Below are 20,771 nucleotides of genomic sequence, written 5' to 3'. Positions count from 1 at the left end.
GGCTCCCTCGGGAGCCACTGTTGTTTGCGGGAGGGTTACCTCGGCCCCACCAGCTCTTTCATCAAATCTTTCAGCCATACCAGTGCGGGTTGCTGGGCATGCACGGGATGCCAGACGCAGTTGAGGTGATAATCTGGCACATCCTCGGGCAGCGGCAGGCTTTTCAGCGGCCAGTGGGTGGCGAGCAGCTCGGCCACCATGCTGGGCAGCACCAGCAGGTGATCGCTCTGACTGACGATGGCTGCGGCGGACATATAACTCTGGCTGTTGACCGAGATGGTGCGGCTAAAGCCCTGACTCTTCAGATAGCGGTCGAGGCTCGCCTCCGAGGTGCCCAGCGGCGAGTGGAACACATGGGGCATGGCGATGAGCTGCTGCAGGGTGATGCGCTCCTGCCATCGGGAGGGATCATCCTCGGCGCCGGCGGGGGCCGATTTGGCAATCGGCAGATCGGCGCGCACCAGCCCGGCCAGCGGCTCGGTGAGCCAGGTCTCCTTGCCGAGATACCCCGGCACCTGCATGTACTCGTCAAAGCCCAGCACCAGATCGATCTCGCCGCTCGCCAGCTCGGCTTCGGGCAGGGTGTCGCGCAGGATGCGGATCTCGATGGTGACCCCCGGCGCCAGCCGTCTGAGCAGCTGAATAAGCGGCGGGATCAGCACGCACTCCACGTAATCTGTGGTGCAGAGCACGAAGCGCCGCTTCGACTGGCTCGGTTCGAACTCTTCTTCCTCGGTGAGCTGCTGCTCCAGCAGCCGCAGCGCCTGCTGCACCCCGAGGTGCAGCCGCTGGGCGCGCGGGGTCGGCAGCATCCCTTGCGGGGTGCGCACCAAAAGTGGGTCGCCGAGAAAGGTGCGCAGCCGGTTTAGGGAGTGGCTCATGGCAGGCTGGCTGATAAAGAGCGCCTCGGCGGCGCGGGTAACGCTCCCTTGCGTCATCAGGGCGTCAAAAGCGAGCAGCAGATTGAGGTCGAGCTGGTGCAGTTTCATGGGGGGATTATTCGCCGTGTTTATGGGACAATCCATCCTATTCATTTGATGGATGGGGGCGCAACGTCTTAATCTGCGACCCACTGTTATTTTTCCGGGTTCCCGCGCCGCATCTGGCGTAAACGGGGGCCTCAATCCATGCAAGGAGCCTTGCGATGAGCATCAAGACCATTAACTCCACGCCGGCCGCCGACGGCTTCACCATGCCCGCCGAGTGGGCGCACCAGCAGGCCGTCTGGATGATCTGGCCGTTTCGCCCGGACAACTGGCGCGTAGCCGGTCGCTTCGCGCAAGAGACCTTCGCCAAGGTGGCCGATGCCATCGGTGGTGCGACTCCGGTCTTTATGGGTGTACCGGCCCAGTTTATGGAGCAGGCCCGCGCCATCATGCCCGCCCACGTCACTCTGGTTGAAATGAACAGCGATGATTGCTGGGCCCGCGATACCGGCCCCACCATCGTTACCAACGCTGCCGGCGAGTGCCGTGGCGTGGATTGGGGCTTCAACGCCTGGGGTGGTCACAAGGGCGGTCTCTACTACCCGTGGAATCAGGATGAGGAAGTGGCAGCCCAGATGCTGACCCAACACGAGATGGCTCGCTACGATGCGCCGCTCATTCTGGAAGGGGGCTCCATCCACGTCGATGGCGAAGGCACCTGCCTGACCACCGCCGAGTGCCTGCTCAACGAAAACCGCAACCCGCACCTGACCAAAGAGCAGATCGAAGCTCACCTGCGTGACTATCTGGGCGTCACCAGCTTTATCTGGCTGGACGAAGGCGTCTACATGGACGAAACCGATGGCCACATCGACAACATGTGCTGCTTCGTGCGTCCGGGTGAAGTGGCCCTGCACTGGACTGACGATCAGAACGATCCCCAGTACGCCCGCTCCGTGGCCGCCCTCAAGGTGCTGGAAGCAGCGGTCGATGCCAAGGGTCGCAAGCTGAAAGTGTGGAAGCTGCCCCAGCCGGGCCCGCTGTTCTGCACTGAAGAGGAGTCTGCCGGTGTCGAGAGCGGTACCGGTGTGCCGCGCGAGGCAGAAGGCCGTCTGGCCGGTTCCTATGTGAACTTCCTCATCACCAACGATCGCATCGTCTATCCGCTGCTGGATGCCGCCACCGATGGCGAAGCCCAGCGCATTCTGGAAGAGATCTTCCCGGATCACACCGTGATCGGCGTACCGGCCCGCGAGATCCTGCTGGGCGGTGGCAATATTCACTGCATTACCCAGCAGATCCCCTCCGGCAAATAAGAACCGGATGACGATCCTGCTGCGAAGCCGTGATCAAGGCTCATGTGCTGCTCGCTTATGTGGAACAAACGGCTCATGTATTCACATACACTCCGGTTCCTGCGCTGCTCTTCACCTTGCTGACGGCCTCTCGCGACGGGTCGTAAACCGGCTTACGCCAGCTGAGGTTGGTATTCAAAACCCCACGCCGTGGGGTTTTATCCCTTGATAGTGTGATGGTCGTATGCGTCGATGCGGCGATCATCATGACAAACAGTCACCCTTTTACAGGAGATCCCCATGATCGAAGTGACCGAGGTTTCCATTGCCGAGCTGCGTGCCGCGCTCGAATCAGGCCGCACCACAGCGGTCGAACTGGTCAAGGCCTATCTGGCCCGTATCGAGGCCTACAACGGCCCCGAGACTGCCACCAAACTCAACGCCGTGGTGGTCGCCAATCCCGATGCACTGAAAGAGGCCGAGGCTTCCGATGCCCGCCGTGCCCGTGGTGAAACCCTGAGCCCGCTCGACGGCATCCCCTACACCGCCAAAGACAGCTATCTGGTCAAGGGGCTGACCGCCGCCTCCGGCAGCCCGGCCTTCAAGGATCTGGTGGCCCAGCGCGATGCCTTTACCGTTGAGCGCCTGCGCGCCGCCGGTGCCATCTGCCTTGGCAAAACCAATATGCCGCCGATGGCCAATGGCGGCATGCAGCGCGGCGTCTATGGCCGTGCCGAGAGCCCCTACAACGCCGACTACCTGACCGCGCCGTTTGCCTCCGGCTCCTCCAACGGCGCCGGTACCGCCACCGCCGCCAGCTTCTCCGCCTTCGGTCTGGCCGAAGAGACCTGGTCGAGCGGCCGTGGCCCGGCCTCCAACAACGGCCTCTGTGCCTACACCCCGTCCCGTGGCGTCATCTCGGTGCGCGGCAACTGGCCGCTGACTCCGACCATGGATGTGGTGGTGCCCTATGCCCGCACCATGAACGATCTGCTGGAAGTGCTGGATGTGGTGGTGGCTGACGATGCCGACACCCGTGGCGATCTGTGGCGCATGCAGCCCTGGGTGCAACTGCCCAAGGCCTCCGAGGTGCGTCCGGCTTCCTATCTGGATCTGGCTGCCAAGGCCGATGCCCTCAAGGGCAAGCGCCTCGGCGTGCCGCGCATGTTTATCAACAAGGATGAACTGGCCGGCACCAGCGAAAACCCCGGTATCGGCGGCCCGACCGGTCAGCGCATCCATACCCGCGAGACCGTGATTGCGCTGTGGGAGCAGGCTCGTCAGGCGCTGGAAGCCGCTGGCGCCGAGGTCATCGAAGTGGACTTCCCGCTGGTCTCCAACTGCGAAGGGGATCGACCCGGTGCGCCGACCGTGTTCAATCGCGGCATCGTGAGCCCGGAGTTTCTCAACGATGAGTTGTGGGAGCTCTCCGGCTGGGCGTTCGACGACTTCCTGCGCGCCAACGGCGATCCCAAGCTCAACAAGCTGGCTGATGTCGATGGGCCGAAGATCTTCCCCCACGACCCGGGCACCCTGCCGAACCGCGAGGGCGATCTGGCGGCGGGCATGGACGAGTACGTCAATATGGCCAAGCGCGGCCTGAAATCCTGGGACGAGATAGCCACAGTGCCGGACGGCCTGCGCGGTCTGGAGAAGACCCGCAAGCTGGATCTGGAGGACTGGATGGACGGGCTCAAGCTCGACGCCGTGCTGTTCCCGACCGTCGCTGACGTCGCCCCGGCTGATGCGGATGTGAATCCGGCCTCTGCCGATATCGCCTGGAGCAACGGCATCTGGGTTGCCAACGGCAACCTCGCCATTCGCCACCTCGGCGTGCCGACCGTCACCGTCCCCATGGGCATCATGGCTGATATCGGTATGCCGGTGGGCCTGACCTTCGCCGGTCGCGCCTATGACGACAACAACCTGCTGCGCTTTGCCTCGGCCTTCGAGTCCACCGGCAGCAAGCGGATGGTGCCGCCACGGACGCCGCCGTTGGCTTGAGCGTCGCCGCTGGCCTGATAGTTGTTAGATCAGGCACAAAGAGAGAGGGAGGCATTATGCCTCCCTCTTTTTTCGTCCATATTCTGGCTTTGGCCATCACACCCGGATGTTCTGGCTCGCGCCCATCTCGCTTTTTGTCACAGGCGGGGTCTGCTCATATTGGGACAAGCTGGCCTCCCACTCGTGGGCCTTCTCCAGCAGATCGGCGAGGCGCTCCCTGATCTGCTGCGGACGATAGTTCCCCAACGCGAGTTGGGAGAAAAACGATACCCGCTCGGTGCCCGGATAGATGCCGACCCCGTAGCCATGGCGCAAGGGGGCGAGGGCATGCTCGCCAAAGCGCAGGAACAATTCGCGCGACAGGCGCTCGGGAAGATCGCTCGCTGTGGTCACCGAGAGCACCAGCGCCATTTCGTCGGGCTGAGCCACGATATTGACCACAAAGGGGGCGCTCGCTTCCTCTGCTGTTCGCTGGATCTCGAACGTGCAGACGCCGTTTTCATCGAAGGCCAGCGGTTCGACCGACAGCTCGGCCACGATTTTCTGATAGATATCCAACACAACACTCCAGTCCGGTTGCCCGGTCGTCTTCGAAGGGGCAGGGTAAGATCACAAAGAGACGGCCCGCCACCGAGCGGGCTGGGCCGTCATCCATATTTATGGCAAGGGTTACACCTTGATATTGAGTGCTCGGCCCTCTTCCAGCTCGAACATCCGGACATCGCTCACCGGATTGTCGTTAAAGCGCACGCTTTTCTTCATCTTGGCGGCGACGTTCTCCCCGTCCGATGAGCCAGTGTGCTCTTCGACCAGCGGTGAGGTTTCGTTGGCGCGGGTGTTTGCCTCGGTCAGGGCGTCCAGCTCGGCGTTGGCTCTTTGCTCAAACAGCTGGACGAAGCTGCGATTGAACTCGGCATTGACCTTGGCGTTGAACGCCTCCGATTCATGGCCCAGCGTATTCAACGCCGAACTGAGTGCCTCACCCGAGAGTGACTCGTGCAGGGCGATCGTCCGCTCGATCACCCGACTGCTCAGCATGCTGAAGATGGCATCTTTGCCGTTGATAAAGCTGGAGAAGTGCTGCTGCACAAAGCTTAGTGAGTCCTTATCCAGCGTCTCCAGACCGAGGCGCTTCTTGTTGGCATCTGTGATATCGGCCATGGTCGCTGTCTTGGGGTCGCTACCCGGCTTCAGATATTGGGCCTCGTTCTTGAACTCGCTGACGGGCTGATTAAAGGCTTGCTGCACAATCTTCTTGGCTTGGCCAAGTTCGGTCAGCTGCCGCTGCACCTCGGACTGAATTTGAGTGGCCCGGGTGGTGAGTGCACTCTCCCCCTTGGTGGCGGCGCGGCTAAAGAAATCGATCACCGCATTTTTGATGCGGCCCAGCGTGCTTAAATGGGCCAGGTCCCGTTGTACGGAGACATCCCCACTCTTGCCGATATGAATGGTGTACTCCTTGCCTTCACCCAGATGAAGGGCAAGCTTCTGATTGCTGCCGGGATTGACGCTGGCGAGCTGCAGGCTGTCGATAGCCTTCAACATCACCGGGGTAGCTCCATGAATAGCCATGACCTTGGTTCCTTATCTCACTAACAAGCGATACATCTGGCCTGCATCATACCCGTCAGTGAAAACGCCGTTTATTAGCCATGGTTGCACTATTTTAGTTTGGAGTTGGCCTGTGCTGGCGTATGTGAGGAGGGGGTAGCTCGTTGTGTCGCCTCGGCTTTGAGTCCAATAGCAGCAAGCGAATGGTGCTGCCACGGACGCCACCGTTGGTTTGATTGTTGTGAGTTAAATATCTCGGGTTCATTCTGAGATAATGAAAAAACCACCCATTATTCGGATGGTTTTTATTTAAATATGTTATTGGTTCGGCATTTCCATCTTATGTTCACCAAAAATTTCCACGCCTGAATATGCTACCTTGGGTAAGTGGACGCTCCACTCGCAATTTTCGTTGTAAGGTTGTTTAATCAGGTTTGCATTTTTGTTTGTTAATACCATTTCATAGTACTTTATACTTGGTTGTCGACCTTCCATCATTTTGATAATCGTATGCCTTATTTCAGCTGGGCATCGGAGACCAAACGTGATTTCCTCTAACATTAGGGGAGAGTCTTGAAGACCAATGTTACTTATCAGTCTGTATTCTTTTTCATATTTCCACGTTCTGCTTTTCTTTAAGAGAATTTCATTTTCTATGATGGCTTGTTCATCTTTATCATTTTTAACAAAGGCATTGTAAAGTGATGATGTTTTTATCACGCCATGCTTGCCATATATCACAGGCTTGATATCAGGAATAGGCTTTCTATTATTGCTATATCCAATACAGATACCTTTATGCTCATCACCATAATGGCTCCACATTAGCATATTTTTCCCATCTTTCGAAAAACAGAAAACACCTCTACTATAATGCTCCCTTAACTCCGAAAGTATATTTGAAGTTAATATTCCAGTTTCAGCATCCTCCGGTGTACAGGTATACTCTGGATCGGTTGAGTTATAACTCATTCTATTTAAGTCATCTATTACTATAGATTTTGCCATTTCTTCTAGTAAGGGTTTTATTTTTCCTTCAATGTCTTTACCTCTAATGTTCTTTTCTGCATTTTTAAGTGTTCTAGGAAACTTTAGCCTAGCATATATCTTTCTTAGCTCTTCAATTGAAGAGTTATTCTCAATGGAGAACATTTTGCAGTCAAGTGGGTCATTAAAGGTTGCGGGTGATGCATAAAATATTTTATCCCAACAAAGAGATTCTATTAGGTTAGTATTCATTGCCCTGTATTTGTAGAAAATCTCTTTCTTCATTACCGTGCCTACACGTTTTAGTGAGTAATTTCATGTATCATAATATGATTTCATATTTGTTTTCTAATCTATTGTCGGGATAGATTGAGCATTGTTTAGTTTGCATGATTGTCTTCACAGTTAGTGCCATGAGTTCGAATAGCGCAGCGTATTCGGATGTTCGCGAAAAGGAGGTCGTTGCCGATTTTTCCGTACGTTCCCCTGACTTCCCCCTGACTTCCCCCTGACTTCCCCCTGACTTCACCTTCTCTTCACACAGCCTCATTTTCCCCTCACAAATCCCCCGTATCTTCTGCCCACTGCTTAAAAGGCCCGGCTTGCCACAGGGGTGGCGAGGGGGCGGTTGGTTCGAGGGAGCAAGATGATGAAAGGTTGGATGAAGTGTGGATTGGCCGGGGCTGTGGTGCTGATGGCGAGTTTCTGGGGTGGCAGCGTGCGGGCGGCGGGGATCTCCCTCAAGCAGGTAAGTGGCCCTGTCTATGTGGTGGAGGACAACTACTACGTCAAAGAGAACTCCATGGTCTATTTCGGGGCCAAGGGGGTGACGGTAGTGGGGGCGACCTGGACGCCGGATACTGCCCGCGAGCTGCACAAGCTGATCAAACGGGTCAGCAGCAAGCCGGTGCTGGAGGTGATCAACACCAACTACCACACCGATCGGGCGGGCGGTAACGCCTACTGGAAGTCCATCGGGGCAAAGGTGGTGGCGACCCGCCAGACCCGGGATCTGATGAAGAGCGACTGGGCCGAGATTGTCGCCTTTACCCGCAAGGGGCTGCCGGAGTATCCGGATCTGCCGCTGGTGCTGCCAAACGTGGTGCACGATGGCGACTTCACCCTGCAAGAGGGCAAGGTGCGCGCCTTCTACGCGGGCCCGGCCCACACGCCGGACGGCATCTTTGTCTACTTCCCCGACGAGCAGGTGCTCTATGGCAACTGCATCCTCAAGGAGAAGCTGGGTAACCTGAGCTTTGCCAATGTGAAGGCCTATCCGCAGACCATCGAGCGACTGAAAGCGATGAAGTTGCCGATCAAGACGGTGATTGGCGGTCACGACTCGCCGCTGCACGGCCCCGAGCTGATTGATCACTACGAGGAGCTGATCAAGGCGGCGCCGCAGTCATAACGGCTGCGCGACAGACTGGTAGCAAGCCTTGCCATTGCTGCAATCAGCAGCCATAACGGCACACCACAAAACGCCCGCTTTCAGGAAATAAGCGGGCCTTTTGCGTTTGCGGTTTTTTTGGTGGCTGTGAGTGCGTGGCATTAACGCTGTTCAAGGGAGGGAGGCTTTCATAAGATGGCCCTCTCTCTTTTCCCTGAAAGTTATCCATTTTCGTTATGCAATACGCCTCTCTCGCGCGCCTCAAGCAGGCCTTTATCACCGGGATGTGGGCCTCGCTGGTCAGCATCGTTATCGGCTTCGCCTTCAAGGTGTGGCTGGCGCAGTGGGTCGCCAAGGGAGAGCTGGCGCTGTTCAATAGCGTGGTGGATTTGATCTCCCTCTCTTTTATCCTGATGACAGGTTTTCGCTCCTCCATGGTGGTGAGCTACTCCCAGACCAAGAACGATCGGGACATCATCAATATCTTCCGCTACTTCCTCATCGGCATCGTGCTGCTCACCTGGGGTGCTGTGATCCCCTATATCAAGCACGGGCTCCATATCCGGGTGGAGTATCTGCAACTGGTGGGGGTCATCTTCGGGCTGGGGCTCAAGGTCTACTTCACCAATCTGGTGGCCATGTACCGGATGTATGCGCTCTCCAACCGGGTCACCTGGCTGGAGCCGCTGGCCAACGGCCTGTTGTTTATGGCCTGCTATTTCTGGCTGGGGATGGATGCGCTCGCTTCGCTCTTCTACGGGCTGACCTTCTCGTCGCTCGCCATCGCCGGTTATATGTATGTTTCGCGGCGCCGGGCTATCGCCACCAAGCCGCTGGCCAAGGTGGCGCTCGGCCCCGAGATGGTGAGCTATGTGAAGAAGAGCTTTACCGCCTCGCTGGAGGCGGGGGCCAGTATCCTGATGATCTACATCACTGTGTTGCTCACCATCCGCCACTTCAGCATCGACGAGCTGGGGGATTTCCAGGTGGTGGTGCGCCCCATCTTCACCTATATGACCACCTTGTTTGTCTTCCCCATCTACCGCTTTGTGCTGCCTGAGCTGGCGGTCAATCTGCGCAATGGCGATCACCGCCAGATAAGGATGATCCGGCGCTGGATCTTCCGCCTCTCCGCCATCGTCAGTCTGGCCTTCTTTGGCTTGATGCTGCTGGCGGGCAAGCCGCTGGTGCTGCTGTTCTTCCCCGCCGACTACGTGGGGGCGGTGCCTGTGCTGTTCCACTTCTCCATCTTCTTTATCTTTATGATGCTCAACGGCTATCAGCTCGCCTATATCAAGGCTCACGGCCACTTTACCCGGAGTTTGTTGATCCGGCTGGCGGGCATAGTGGCGCTGGTCGCCGCCTACTATCTGGTGGCCGAATTCACCGCCAACGTGGTGGCGATTATCGTGGCGCTGGGCCTCGGCTATATGGTGATGTTTATCCTCTCGACTCTGGCAGAGCGGCAGATCTTGCGATCCCTGCCACTGGTGCTGGCGACCCGCTAGGGGGTCACTCGCCAAGAGCTGGCCCCTGTCAGATAACAAAAAACNGGGCGTTTTTTTATTGGCGGTGCAGGGGAGGTTTAACGCTTGCCCTTGCCACCCTTCTTGCCAGCGAGGGCCTGCTTTCTGGCTCGCTGTTTCTGGGCCGCCTTGCTGTTGCGGCGCGGCTCGGGCTCGAAGCGGGTCAGATCCGGCTCAAAGCCGGGGAACCACTGCTGGGGCAAACGGGTGTCGAGCACCGCTTCCACCTTCTCCAGCAGCGGCGCATCTTCCGGGCTGAACAGGGTAATGGCGAGCCCCTTGTTGCCAGCGCGACCGGTGCGACCGATGCGGTGGACGTAATCCTCTGCCACAAATGGGAATTCGAGGTTAATCACGTAGTTGAGATCCGTGATATCGAGGCCGCGGGCCGCCACGTCGGTGGCGACCAGCGCCTGCAGGGTGCCGGCGCGAAACTCCAGCAGCACCTTCTCCCGCGCGCTTTGCGACAGGTCGCCGTGGAAGGCCAGCGCATTGATGCCCGCCTTGCCAAGCTGCTGGGCCAGTTTGTCGGCCCCCTGACGGGTACGGCTGAAGATCAGCGCCGGTGCCCACCCTTTCACTTTCAGCATGTGTTCGACCAGTGCCAGCTTGCGATCGCTGTCCACCGTGTAGACCCGCTGCTCCACCTCGGCCGCCGTGGTGTTGCGCGGCGCCACTTCAATCAGCTCGGGGTCGCGCAGCAGCACCTTGCAGAGGGCAAACAGGTTGTCGTCGCAGGTGGCGGAGAAGAGCAGGGTCTGGCGATCCACCGGGATCTGTTTGAGCAGCGCGGTGATCTCGTCCATAAAGCCCATGTCGAGCATGCGATCCGCCTCGTCAAACACCAGATGGCGCAGGCTATCAAGGCTCAAGGCCCCTTGACGCAGATGGTCGAGCAGACGGCCCGGGGTGGCGATCAGGATATCCACCCCGGCTTGAAGCGCCTCTACCTGCGCCGCGATGCTCACCCCGCCGTAGACCAGTGTGCTGGTGAGACCGGTACCCTGGCCGTAGCGCGCGACACTCTCGGCAACCTGCACCGCCAGCTCGCGGGTCGGCACCAGCACCAGCGCGCGGATCGGGCGGGGCTCTGCTTGTGGCTGTTGTAGCAACTGCTCCAGCAGCGGCAGCACAAAGGCGGCGGTCTTGCCGGTGCCGGTCTGTGCCCCCGCCATCAGATCCCGCCCAGCCAGAATGACGGGGATGGCGCGAGCCTGAATGGGGGTCGGTGCGGCATAGCCAAGCTCGGTCAGGGTCTGCTGCAAGCGGGGGGAGAGGGCCAGTTCGGCAAAGGAGGCTGTGGACATAGGGGCACCAGTCGGGGTTATCGCGGCCTGCGGCCACGATGCAGTGAGTGATCGTGGCCGCGATGGTAACAGAAGCAGGGGGCGCGGCAGAAGGCGGCTATGCCTCTGCGTCGTCCGGCAACGGGCGGATCAGCCGGATCTTTTTGCCCTTGTAGCAGGCGATGTTGTGCTTGCCGTGCTGTTTGACGTGGTAGAGCAGCTCGTCGGCGAGATGCACCGCCTCGGTGACGGTGAGGTAGTCACGAATGCGGATCACCCCGGCGGAGAAGGTGATGGGGGTGGGCAGCTCGGGGATCCCCAATGGCCGATCCAGCAGGCGGCCAGCGGAGTGGATCATCATCTCGTCATCCTCCATCCCCTTGAACAGCACGATAAACTCCTCGCCGCCCCAACGGATGGCGCTGTCCACCTTGCGGATATTGCTTCTGAGGTGGCGGGCAAAGGCGACCAGTGCCAGATCACCGACGCCATGGCCATAGGTGTCGTTGATCGACTTGAAGTTGTCGATATCGAGGATCATCAGGTAGTCGTGCTCATGGAGCAGACTCTGGCAGAGCACATCCCTGCGTGGCAGCCGGGTCAGGTGGTCGGTGTGCGCCAGGGTGCGCAGCCGCAGGTAGATCTGCTTCCAGGCCACCATGCCCATCAACAGCACGATGAGATAGACCTTGAAGGCCGCACTTTGCAGGGCCAGCTTGACGAAATCGACCCAGCTGTAGGACCACTTCAGATAGAGATCATCCCCCGCCTTGGTGCGCATAAAGGGTTTGCTCAGGCAGAGATGCCTCGGGCGGCAGGGCTCGGCGGCTTCAAACGATATGTTGGTGCGGGTCGGGTTGATGGTGTCGAAGGGGCGCAGCACATCGTTAAATGCTTCATCGACGGCGATATCGATACCGAGCAGTCCGTATTTGTAACCGCCGCGCCCCGACTGATGGATGAAGGGGAAGTACATCACTATGGTGTTGCGCATGCTGAAGCTGTCGATCTCGATATCGGAGACAAAGGCCTCATCGGCGCTGCACAAGGGGCGGCCGGGGGCAAAGCTGGCGCAACCGAAGTAGTGATACCAGGCGGGCAGTGTCATCAGATCCACCTTGATCGGCGCCAGTCTGGCGGGCAGCACATTGTTGTCGGCCACCATGCCGATCAGCCGGTAGTCATTCCAGATGGTGTAGATGTTGATCACCTCCGGATAGGAGAGGGCATAGCGGAAGGTGTTGAGGATATTGGCTGCTGGGTATTGCAGCGGAATATCGGCAAAGCGGTATTTGCTTTTGAGGTCATACCCATAGAGATAGTCGCTGCCGACGCTATTCGGGAGCGGTGGCTGATCGAGCAGATGGTGCTGTGCCAGATAGCTGGTGATGTTCTCCACCTTGAGGATCTTGGCCCGTTGGTAGAAGACCTCGAACACGTTCTTCTGTCTGGCGGTGATGAGATCCATGTCGTGCTGGATAGTGAGATAGGTGTAGTAGAAGACAGTGCCCAGCCCGGTCAGGGCGAGCAGGGCCAATCCGGCCACTTTGGCGATGAACTGGCGAGCAAACGCCGGTGGCCAGCGCAAGGCTGGGGGATTACCTGAAAATAAGGTCATAGGTGTCTGGGTGCAGTACCGATAGGGGCGCGGGCGCCATACGGGCAAAGTATACGCGAATGAAATCCCGACAGGATCCACCGACAAACCTTGCCAGAAGCTGAAGCCCTCACCACTTATTTATCCCTACTCCACGATCAGCACGCTCTCGCTGGCCAGATGGTGCAGCCACTCCCTGACGATCAGCAGCACGGCGGCAAAGTGCTCGTCGCGGGGCAGCAAGCTGGCGGCGAGGGGATCCCCTTCCGCCATGGCAGCCAGCTGGCCAAAGGCTTGCTCCACCAGATCCCGGTCGAGCTGGTTGTCCCCCAGCGCTTCGGCCAGTGAGGGTTGGCTGCGCAGGGTCAGCTGCAAGCCGGGCGGGATCTGCGGGGCGATGCGCATCAGCTCATCTTCCACCACCATGATGGCCCGCTCCAGTTCGAGCGGGGTGGGCGGCGCGTGGCGAAACGGTCCGGGCTGGATGGCGTGGGTGCCAAAGGCCAGCGGGTAGTGTGACGGGGCCGCATCTGGCTGGCTCAGCCAGAGCTGACTGCTCTGTTCACCAATCTCCAGCAGCAGGGTCATCATCTCCGGTACGGGTTGTGTCATGGTGCTGAGCTCCTGTATTGTAAACGTTTTCCCATTCTGCCTTTGATACCCCCGCTATCGACGTTTGGCGAGCACAATTTCTGCGAGTCGTCCCTCACTTTGTGGCAAACCCCTTGCAAAAAAATCCATTGGTGGCAGTCTGGATGTCTAAATGGCTATCGCCGTTTCGTTATCCTCAGATGATTCAGGAGTTCAGATATGGATATTCGCACCGCTCCCCGTGCTATCGCGCTCGCCCTCATGCTGGCAAGCGGCATCGCCGCCGCCAACGAAGCGCTGGTGATCCAGACCGATTTCGGCCTCAAAGATGGCGCCGTGTCGGCCATGAAGGGGGTTGCCTTCGGGGTGGATCGCACCCTGCCGCTCTATGACCTGACCCACGAGATCCCGGCTTACAACATTTGGGAAGCCTCCTACCGCCTCTACCAGACCCTGCAGTATTGGCCCAAGGGCACAGTGTTTGTCAGCGTGGTGGATCCGGGTGTCGGCACCGAGCGCAAGTCAGTGGTGCTCAAGACCAAGAGTGGCCAATACATCGTGACCCCGGACAACGGCACCCTGACCCTGGTGGCCGAGCACTTCGGCATCGAGGCGGTGCGCCAGATTGACGAGAAACTCAACCGCCTCAAGGGCTCCGAGAAGTCCTACACCTTCCATGGCCGCGATGTGTACGCCTATACCGGCGCACGGCTCGCCTCCGGCGCTATCAGCTATGAGCAGGTCGGCCCGCTGCTGCCCGCCGAGGTGGTGAAGATCCCCTATCAGCCTGCGGTAGCAGAGAAGGATGGCACCCTCAAGGGCACCATCCCGATCCTCGATGTGCAGTACGGCAACGTCTGGACCAATATCGACGATGCCCTGCTGACCAAGGCGGGGATCAACAAGGGGGATAACGCCTGCATCAAGATCCGCGAAGGGGATGTGGTCAAATATGACGGCAAGGCCCCTTACGTCAGCAGCTTCGGTGACGTACCGGAAGGTCAGCCGCTGGTCTACCTCAACAGTCTGCTGCAGGTGTCGGTGGCGCTGAACATGGACAGCTTTGCCGCCAAGCATCAGGTGCAATCCGGTGCCAACTGGCATATCAGCCTGAAGAAGTGCTCCTGAAGATTGTCGGGCTTTCGACAAGCGGGTTTGAAGCAAGAGAGGGCAGCCAAAGAGGCTGCCCTCTCTCATCGGGTGGTAAGGCGTTGCTGATAAGGAGTTGTTGTCAAAAAGCATATTAATTGAATGCAATTGATAATGATTGGTATTTGGTTGGATAATCGCGCACTTGTCTGACCACCCAACCATACCGAATGAAAACCAGCCTTTTACTGCTCAGCCTGCTGGCTCTGACCGCATGCAATGACAATCACAGCAATACGTCTGTGACCCCCTCACCCGATGTGACCCCACCGGTCGTCAAGCCGACCGAACCGCCCATCACGCCGCCAACAGTGCCGCCGGAAACTCATACCCGGGTTCCCCTGACCATTGAGGTCAATGTGGCCGATCGGCTGGGGGCGGGGGCACTGCTCGAGGTGAGACAGGTCGCCACCGGGATCCGCGTGCAGCAGGCCATCGAACCGGGCCAACCTGTCAGCATCACCTTGCCAGCAGGTCTGCAACTGGATCAGCCGCTGGAGCTGCTCGGTAGCGACGAGGGCTATCTGCTGCGTGCGGTATCGGTGCGGGTGGCGGATCTCTCGGCCGGGATCACGCTGGCGCGCCGCAACAGCGTGCCGCGGCTGGGATTGAACGAGGAGGAGACGGCGCTCTTCCTGCTGGCGGATCAGAGCGGAGATGGTTCCCTCAGTCAGGCCGAGTGGGGCAGGGCAGAGGAGATCCGCGTGCAGCAACAGGCGGCCATTGAGGATTACGCTGCCTTCCTGCTGGCCCAGCGTCAGCCGGGCGCCGTGCTCGACTATGCCGACAGCTGGCAGATGCTGTTGGCCCTGCGCGATGACAAGCAGGCGCGCAGCTGGTATCAGCGCAGCAACAGTGCCCAGATCCAGTCCGCCCGCACCCAGCTCTATCCCGCCAACCCCAGCCAGCCGGACGAGCCGGAGACGGCAGATCTGCTGCGTCTCGATGAGCAGGGGCTGCTGGTGGTGCGTGGCCCCTGGCAGTGCCTGCACGATGTGCGCACGGTCAGCGGGGTCAAGGGTAGCCAGTACTGGCTTTATAGCAGTGACACCAGTGGGTTGAAGATTGCCAGCCAGCCACAACTGGCTGCGGGGCTGACCGCTTGCGGCCGCAGCGACTGGCGCCTGCCGACCCTCACCGAGTTCGAGAGATTGCTGAGTAGTGACAAGTCGGCATGGCGCTATCCCAATACCTTTGCTGTTGGCCTGCCCGCCCAGATCTGGCTGCAGGATGGTGCGGGTCAACCCCGTCTCTATCAACTGGCGACCCGAACCTGGCTGGATGAGGGAGAAGGCAGTCTGCTCTGGTATGCGCTGGCACCCTATCCGGTACGACCCTCCGTGGTGCGCGACAGCAGCAAGCCGGACATGGCGGCCCTGCGCGCCCAATATAGCGGTTCATCGGCTCAATGGCCTGCCGCCAGGGTGGATGAAGGGGTGGAATGGCAGGAGCTGGGGCCGCTGCCGGCGGTTCCCTTCCCGGCCGACAACCCCTATAGCCGGGCCAAGGTGGTGCTGGGTCAGCAGCTCTTTTTCGACAAACAGCTCTCCAAGGGGCGGGATATCAGCTGTGCCAGTTGCCACGATCCGCAAAAGGGGTGGAGCGACGGCCTGAGCGTGTCGGTAGGTCATCTGGGTCAGAAGGGGAATCGCAATGCTCCTTCCATCCTCAACAGCGCCTTCAGCTCGACCCAGTTCTGGGACGGGCGGGTCGCCACGCTGGAGGAGCAGTCGCTTCACCCGATCCAGAACCCCATCGAAATGGCGCTGAGTCATGACGAGCTGATGGCTCGCTTGCAGGCCAGCCCCGACTATCAGGCTGCTTTTGCCACTGCCTTTGGCGATCAGGGGATCACGCTGGAGCGGATCGCCAAGGCGATCGCCACCTTCGAGCGCACCATCATCAGCCGCGACAGCGATTTTGAGCGCTTCGTCAAAGGGGGTAGTCAGGCGCTCAGTGACAAGGCGCTGTGGGGGATGCACCTCTACCGCACCGATGGCCGCTGCATGAACTGCCATTCCGGCCCGCTGCTGAGTCAGCACGGGTTCGAGAGTGTGGGGCTCACCTATTACGGTCGTGGCAAGCTGGAAGATCGCGGGCGCTTCCTGCAGACCCGCAACAAGGCGGACATCGGTCGCTTCAAGACCCCCAGCTTGCGGGACGTCGCCTTTACCGGCCCCTATATGCACAACGGCATCTTCCCGATCCTGGCCCAACGTATCGGCGGCTCGGTGCAGGGGGTGGTAGCCATGTACAACTTTGGCGTGACCAAGTGGAGCAGCGGGGTCGGCTTCCCGACCGGTGCGGATCAATATGATCCCTTCTTCCCCAAAGCCTCCGATCACCTGCATGCTCTTGGCCTCAGCAATGACGAGCTCGATGCCATCGGCGAGTTTTTGCGCAGCGCCTCGGTCGAGCCGCGCCGCACTCCGGCCACGGTTGCCGAGCTGGGGGTGAGTGAGGCGGATGACCCGACTCCGGTGGGGGCGGTGATCACCGGCTTGGCCGTGCTGCCTGCCCAGCCTCAGCTGGAAGTGGGGCGGACGCTTCCTCTGCAACTGCAGTGGCAACTGAGCGATGGCTCTCTCGGTCCGCTCGATGGGCCTGTTGAGTGGCGCAGCGAACAGCCGGAGTTCGCCACCGTGAGTCCGCAGGGCGAGGTGCGTGGTGTGGCGGTCGGTACGGCACGATTGGTGGCGACCACGGCTCGTCACACGTTGACCGTGACGGTGCAGGTGGTGGATGCCCAGCCCGATTTTGCCCGGGGCTGTCGTCAACCCGAGCTGGTGGCGGGCAAGCTGGCCTTTGTCTGCCAGTTGACCAGGGACGAGGCGGAGCGTCTGTCTATCTCCTATGACGGTGTGAGCAGTGACAGCGATGGTGACTACAATCCCTTCCCGCTGGAGTATGTGACCATGGGGCAGGCGCGGGCGCGGGATTACTGCCAGCAGCTGGTGGCGCGCGGTCACGATGACTGGCGTCTGCCGACCCGGGCCGAGCTGGAGGCGTTGTTTGCCGCTTACAACAAGGATGGCGCGACGGATCAGTTGCTTCAGCAGCAGGGGTGGCCGCTCTACAACCGCTACTGGAGTAGCGATGCGACTGCCAATGACGATGGTGAGTTGCCGCTGCTCGACCTGAGCACTGGTGATCCGCTGTGGGATCTGGCGGATGAGGCCCATGCCGCCACCTGCGTCAGGGCCATCTAGCCTTCATAGATAGTCAGATGAAAAACGGGCGCCTCGGCGCCCGTTTTGTTCTCTAGTAATAAAGAAAGGGATCAGAACTCGTTGGAGAGCGCCTTGTACCCTTTGACCAGATCGATATTGGTGTGGGCTACGTCCTCGGAGAATTCGGCGGCATCGACCGAAACCCGCGGGAAATAGAGGGATCAGAACTCGTTGGAGAGCGCCTTGTACCCTTTGACCAGATCGATATTGGTATGGGCCACGTCCTCGGAGAACTCGGCGGCATCCACTGAAACCCGCGGAATATGGGTCAGATCGCTCTGCTGGTTGATGCGGGTGGTGGAGGGGACGTAGAACTCCGGCGGCAGATCGCAGCCATCGATCACCGAGTTGTGACGCACCACGGCACCATCGCCGATATGGCAGTTGAACAGCACGCTGTTGAAGCCGATAAAGACCCGGTTTCCCACTTCGCATGGCCCGTGGACGATGGAGCGGTGGGCGATGGAGGTGTACTCGCCGATAGTGACGGCGGCGCCGGATTTGGAGTGGATCACCACGCCATCCTGGATGTTGGAGTTGGCGCCGATGACGATGGGTTCCATCTCGCCGTTGGCATCCACTTCGTCGGCGCGGATCACCGCATAGGGGCCGACAAAGACATTCTCTTTGATGATCACCTTGCCGCAGATGATGGCGGTCTTGTCGATATAGGCGGATTCGTCGATGACAGGCAGATGGCCGGAGGGATTCTTGCGGATCATGTTACATCCTGTGGTTGCCAAGAGGGATTATCTGGTGGTGGACGAGGAGCCTACCGGTCGGTCAGCTTACCCCTGCTCGCCCTCTTGTGAAACCCCTGACTGGTCTGACCCTTGTCGCGCGGCGTCTCGGCATGGCTGTTTCCCGCCGCCAGAATATGGGAGCATGGCTGTCATCCAGAGTCGCGTAAGGTGGATATATAAAGATGAAGAAGATGATTGCCCTGTTGGCGGGTGGTTTGTTGCTCTCCTCGGCCGTGCAAGCCAAAGGGGAGGCGGGGGAGTTTGACTATTACGCCATGGCGCTCTCCTGGTCGCCCGAGCACTGCGCCGTCAAACCGGCGGATCGGGACCAGTGTTCCCGCAAGCTGGGGTTTGTGCTGCATGGTCTTTGGCCTCAGTACGATCGCGGTTACCCCAGCAACTGCACCCGCGAACGGCTCGATCCCGATATGGAGAGCGAGTTTGCCGACCTCTACCCCAGCCGTTTTCTCTATCGCCATGAGTGGGAGAAGCACGGCACTTGCTCCGGCCTGAGCCAGCAGGCCTTCCATCAGCTGGCGAGCGATCTGCGCCAGAAGGTGAAGATCCCGGCGGCTTATCAATCCCCGGAAGAGCCGCTGCGCAAAACCAGTTTCCAGCTCAAGGCCGATCTGGCGAGCGCCAACGAGTGGCTGGCCCCCGACAACATCACGGTGGCTTGCGCCGATGGTGGCCGCTTCCTGCGGGAGATCTACATCTGCGTCAATAAAGAGGGGACGGATGCGGTCACCTGCTCCGCCGAGATGCAAAAGCGCGAGCGCCGCTCCTGCGGTCAGCCGGATTTCCTGCTGCGCAGCGTGCGTTAAGCCTCCACTCTCTTCATCGGGCCCCTTGCGGGCCTGATATTTAACCACAGCTATCGGAAAGGAGTCTGACAGATGGATGGCAACAACCGGTTTGGCCCGCAAGAGCGGGCAATGCTGCTCGGGGTGAACGGATGAGCCTGTTTGCCGAGCTGGGGATGCGTTATCCCATTATTCAGGCACCGATGGCCGGTGTGCAGGGAAGCGAGCTGGCGCTGGCCGTAACCCGAGCGGGCGGCTTGGGCTCCTTGCCTGCCGCCATGCTCACGCCAGCGGAGCTGCGCGGCGAACTGGGGCGTCTTTCCCAAAGCAGCCTTGGGCAATTTAACATCAACTTCTTCTGCCACCGGCAACGGGAACCGGATCCCGTTGCTCTGGCCCGCTGGCAGCAGCGCCTTGCTCCCTACTACGCCGAGTTCGGCGTACAGCCCCCAGCTGTTACGACGGCGCCAAGCCGTGCACCTTTCAATGAGGATCATGCCGCCATGGTGGCTGAGTTCAGACCGGCGGTGGTCAGCTTTCACTTCGGCCTGCCCGCGCCCGAGTTGCTTGTCCAAGTGAAGGCTGCGGGGGCCAAGGTCTTGGCCAGCGCCACCACGGTGGCGGAGGCCGTATGGCTTGCCCAGCACGGTGCCGACGCCATCATCGCTCAGGGATTGGAGGCGGGCGGCCATCGCGGTCATTTCCTCTCCGATGATCCCGCCTTGCAGCAGAGCACCTTGACCCTGCTGGCGCAGATCCTCGTGGTGACCGATCTGCCGGTGATTGCCGCTGGCGGTATCGTCGATGGCAAGGGGATCGCCAACGCGTTGGCAATGGGGGCGAGCGCCGTGCAGATGGGCACCGCCTTTCTCTGCTGCCATGAAGCGACCACCTCGGCGTTGCATCGCGCCGCCATCCATTCACCAGAGGGCCAGCAGACGGCACTGACCAATCTGTTTAGTGGCCGTCCGGCGCGCGGGATCGTCAACCGTCTTATGAAAGAGCTGGGCCCGCTCTCGGATCTTGCCCCTCACTTCCCCTATGCCAGTGGCGCACTGGCACCGCTGCGCGTCGCCGCCGAGAAGGCGGGGGACAGTGGCTTCTCTCCGCTCTGGGCTGGGCAGGATGTATCGGGCTGCCGGGATCTTCCCGCTGGCGAGCTGATGGCGTGCTGGGTCAAAGAGGCTGGATTGGGATAAGCGCTTCTATATATGCCTCATACGCCTTCTTATATATAAGATGTCGAGGGCGCTGCGCGTTAGACGCGACAGTGCGGCAATGGTGGATGAGTGCCAGGCCAGTACCCTTGTAAGGCATTTATCCGGTGTAAAACGTCCTCACTCCACACTTGGATGTGGATAAGTCTGTATAAAGGCTGTGTGTTGATATGAATAACCAAGAAATTGCACTTTTTTGCAATTTTATTGCAGATAAGGGGTTGCCAGAAAGAATCTGTTCCCTATAATGCGCCTCCATCGACAGGGCAAGCGGCAACGCAGAAAGCCAAGTCGGTAACCTCGAAAAGCCTTTGAAAATAAGGCTTGACTCGAGAAGGCGGTTGAGTAGAATTCCACTCCCGCAGCAACACACTGTTGCGTCGCTCTTTAACAATTTGAATCAAGCAATCTGTGTGGGCACTCACAGCATCGAACATCAAAAACAATTTTTGATTTTCAATGTCTGGTGAAGTGAC

The 20,771-nt window shown here is 59.4% G+C and carries 17 protein-coding genes; 8 read left to right on the top strand and 9 right to left on the bottom strand.

Annotated elements, in window-relative coordinates:
* Window positions 1-35: 35 nt before the first annotated feature.
* On the bottom strand, window positions 36-989 hold the full coding sequence (locus AB5Z05_RS10275) for a LysR family transcriptional regulator (protein WP_368151379.1): 954 nt from the start codon (window positions 987-989) through the stop codon (window positions 36-38).
* Between the two features lie 155 nt (window positions 990-1,144).
* Here AB5Z05_RS10275 and aguA point away from each other — a divergent pair, with 155 nt between their 5' ends.
* Together aguA and AB5Z05_RS10265 are read left to right on the top strand one after the other, a co-directional pair.
* Window positions 1,145-2,242, top strand: coding sequence for an agmatine deiminase (gene aguA / locus AB5Z05_RS10270; RefSeq protein ID WP_368151377.1), 1,098 nt, complete (start codon window positions 1,145-1,147; stop codon window positions 2,240-2,242).
* A gap of 279 nt (window positions 2,243-2,521) precedes the next feature.
* Window positions 2,522-4,225, top strand: a complete 1,704-nt coding sequence (locus AB5Z05_RS10265) for an amidase (RefSeq protein WP_368151375.1) — start codon at window positions 2,522-2,524, stop codon at window positions 4,223-4,225.
* A 96-nt stretch (window positions 4,226-4,321) separates the two neighbouring features.
* Here the strand turns inward: AB5Z05_RS10265 and AB5Z05_RS10260 are convergent, their stop codons facing one another.
* The 3 genes from AB5Z05_RS10260 to AB5Z05_RS10250 form a co-directional block, all read right to left on the bottom strand.
* Window positions 4,322-4,786, bottom strand: coding sequence for a CesT family type III secretion system chaperone (locus tag AB5Z05_RS10260; RefSeq protein ID WP_368151373.1), 465 nt, complete (start codon window positions 4,784-4,786; stop codon window positions 4,322-4,324).
* Window positions 4,787-4,894: 108 nt separating this feature from the next.
* Window positions 4,895-5,797 carry a hypothetical protein gene (locus AB5Z05_RS10255; RefSeq protein WP_139432251.1) on the bottom strand — a complete coding sequence of 301 codons (903 nt, stop codon included), beginning with the start codon at window positions 5,795-5,797 and terminating at the stop codon, window positions 4,895-4,897.
* A gap of 297 nt (window positions 5,798-6,094) precedes the next feature.
* Window positions 6,095-7,048, bottom strand: coding sequence for a DUF2971 domain-containing protein (locus tag AB5Z05_RS10250; protein ID WP_031227460.1), 954 nt, complete (start codon window positions 7,046-7,048; stop codon window positions 6,095-6,097).
* Window positions 7,049-7,409: 361 nt separating this feature from the next.
* Here AB5Z05_RS10250 and AB5Z05_RS10245 point away from each other — a divergent pair, with 361 nt between their 5' ends.
* Together AB5Z05_RS10245 and AB5Z05_RS10240 are read left to right on the top strand one after the other, a co-directional pair.
* Window positions 7,410-8,174: a CphA family subclass B2 metallo-beta-lactamase gene (locus AB5Z05_RS10245; protein ID WP_164536143.1), complete on the top strand. Its 765-nt coding sequence runs from the start codon at window positions 7,410-7,412 to the stop codon at window positions 8,172-8,174.
* 215 nt (window positions 8,175-8,389) lie between these two features.
* The gene (locus tag AB5Z05_RS10240; RefSeq protein WP_368151371.1) at window positions 8,390-9,661 is read left to right on the top strand and encodes a hypothetical protein; all 1,272 of its coding nucleotides are present in this window, start codon (window positions 8,390-8,392) and stop codon (window positions 9,659-9,661) included.
* Between the two features lie 77 nt (window positions 9,662-9,738).
* Here the strand turns inward: AB5Z05_RS10240 and AB5Z05_RS10235 are convergent, their stop codons facing one another.
* From AB5Z05_RS10235 to AB5Z05_RS10225, 3 genes are all read right to left on the bottom strand, one after another.
* Complete coding sequence (locus AB5Z05_RS10235; RefSeq protein ID WP_368151369.1) at window positions 9,739-10,986, bottom strand: DEAD/DEAH box helicase; 1,248 nt, start codon at window positions 10,984-10,986, stop codon at window positions 9,739-9,741.
* A gap of 97 nt (window positions 10,987-11,083) precedes the next feature.
* The gene (locus AB5Z05_RS10230; protein ID WP_368151455.1) at window positions 11,084-12,553 is read right to left on the bottom strand and encodes a GGDEF domain-containing protein; all 1,470 of its coding nucleotides are present in this window, start codon (window positions 12,551-12,553) and stop codon (window positions 11,084-11,086) included.
* A gap of 156 nt (window positions 12,554-12,709) precedes the next feature.
* The gene (locus tag AB5Z05_RS10225; protein WP_005362752.1) at window positions 12,710-13,174 is read right to left on the bottom strand and encodes a hypothetical protein; all 465 of its coding nucleotides are present in this window, start codon (window positions 13,172-13,174) and stop codon (window positions 12,710-12,712) included.
* 198 nt (window positions 13,175-13,372) lie between these two features.
* Between AB5Z05_RS10225 and AB5Z05_RS10220 the strand changes: the two genes are divergently transcribed.
* The gene (locus AB5Z05_RS10220) at window positions 13,373-14,281 is read left to right on the top strand and encodes an S-adenosyl-l-methionine hydroxide adenosyltransferase family protein (RefSeq protein ID WP_043821596.1); all 909 of its coding nucleotides are present in this window, start codon (window positions 13,373-13,375) and stop codon (window positions 14,279-14,281) included.
* A gap of 191 nt (window positions 14,282-14,472) precedes the next feature.
* The gene (locus tag AB5Z05_RS10215) at window positions 14,473-17,511 is read left to right on the top strand and encodes a cytochrome c peroxidase (RefSeq protein WP_368151367.1); all 3,039 of its coding nucleotides are present in this window, start codon (window positions 14,473-14,475) and stop codon (window positions 17,509-17,511) included.
* 182 nt (window positions 17,512-17,693) lie between these two features.
* Here AB5Z05_RS10215 and AB5Z05_RS10210 read toward each other — a convergent pair whose 3' ends face one another.
* Complete coding sequence (locus AB5Z05_RS10210; RefSeq protein ID WP_005343397.1) at window positions 17,694-18,254, bottom strand: carbonate dehydratase; 561 nt, start codon at window positions 18,252-18,254, stop codon at window positions 17,694-17,696.
* Window positions 18,255-18,457: 203 nt separating this feature from the next.
* Between AB5Z05_RS10210 and AB5Z05_RS10205 the strand changes: the two genes are divergently transcribed.
* Both AB5Z05_RS10205 and AB5Z05_RS10200 read left to right on the top strand, forming a co-directional pair.
* Window positions 18,458-19,099 carry a ribonuclease gene (locus tag AB5Z05_RS10205; RefSeq protein ID WP_019446191.1) on the top strand — a complete coding sequence of 214 codons (642 nt, stop codon included), beginning with the start codon at window positions 18,458-18,460 and terminating at the stop codon, window positions 19,097-19,099.
* Window positions 19,100-19,230: 131 nt separating this feature from the next.
* Window positions 19,231-20,277 carry an NAD(P)H-dependent flavin oxidoreductase gene (locus tag AB5Z05_RS10200; RefSeq protein WP_368151364.1) on the top strand — a complete coding sequence of 349 codons (1,047 nt, stop codon included), beginning with the start codon at window positions 19,231-19,233 and terminating at the stop codon, window positions 20,275-20,277.
* 260 nt (window positions 20,278-20,537) lie between these two features.
* On the opposite strand, the gene AB5Z05_RS10195 is transcribed toward AB5Z05_RS10200, so the two are convergent.
* Window positions 20,538-20,771, bottom strand: a 234-nt coding sequence (locus tag AB5Z05_RS10195; protein WP_368151362.1) for a hypothetical protein, incomplete at its 5' end; no start/stop codon positions are given.

Source organism: Aeromonas sp. R2-4, assembly GCF_040908365.1.
Classification (GTDB): Bacteria; Pseudomonadota; Gammaproteobacteria; order Enterobacterales; family Aeromonadaceae; genus Aeromonas; species Aeromonas veronii.
Note: the sequence above shows the minus strand (reverse complement) of the source record. Positions and strands in the feature narration are given on the sequence as shown.

Bases quoted from the DNA above. Each gene is read 5' to 3' on its own strand.
- AB5Z05_RS10275 (WP_368151379.1), bottom strand. From the start codon at position 989: ATGAAACTGCACCAGCTCGACCTCAATCTGCTGCTCGCTTTTGACGCC.
- aguA (WP_368151377.1), top strand. From the start codon at position 1,145: ATGAGCATCAAGACCATTAACTCCACGCCGGCCGCCGACGGCTTCACC.
- AB5Z05_RS10265 (WP_368151375.1), top strand. From the start codon at position 2,522: ATGATCGAAGTGACCGAGGTTTCCATTGCCGAGCTGCGTGCCGCGCTC.
- AB5Z05_RS10255 (WP_139432251.1), bottom strand. From the start codon at position 5,797: ATGGCTATTCATGGAGCTACCCCGGTGATGTTGAAGGCTATCGACAGC.
- AB5Z05_RS10250 (WP_031227460.1), bottom strand. From the start codon at position 7,048: ATGAAGAAAGAGATTTTCTACAAATACAGGGCAATGAATACTAACCTA.
- AB5Z05_RS10245 (WP_164536143.1), top strand. From the start codon at position 7,410: ATGATGAAAGGTTGGATGAAGTGTGGATTGGCCGGGGCTGTGGTGCTG.
- AB5Z05_RS10240 (WP_368151371.1), top strand. From the start codon at position 8,390: ATGCAATACGCCTCTCTCGCGCGCCTCAAGCAGGCCTTTATCACCGGG.
- AB5Z05_RS10235 (WP_368151369.1), bottom strand. From the start codon at position 10,986: ATGTCCACAGCCTCCTTTGCCGAACTGGCCCTCTCCCCCCGCTTGCAG.
- AB5Z05_RS10225 (WP_005362752.1), bottom strand. From the start codon at position 13,174: ATGACACAACCCGTACCGGAGATGATGACCCTGCTGCTGGAGATTGGT.
- AB5Z05_RS10220 (WP_043821596.1), top strand. From the start codon at position 13,373: ATGGATATTCGCACCGCTCCCCGTGCTATCGCGCTCGCCCTCATGCTG.
- AB5Z05_RS10215 (WP_368151367.1), top strand. From the start codon at position 14,473: ATGAAAACCAGCCTTTTACTGCTCAGCCTGCTGGCTCTGACCGCATGC.
- AB5Z05_RS10210 (WP_005343397.1), bottom strand. From the start codon at position 18,254: ATGATCCGCAAGAATCCCTCCGGCCATCTGCCTGTCATCGACGAATCC.
- AB5Z05_RS10205 (WP_019446191.1), top strand. From the start codon at position 18,458: ATGAAGAAGATGATTGCCCTGTTGGCGGGTGGTTTGTTGCTCTCCTCG.
- AB5Z05_RS10200 (WP_368151364.1), top strand. From the start codon at position 19,231: ATGAGCCTGTTTGCCGAGCTGGGGATGCGTTATCCCATTATTCAGGCA.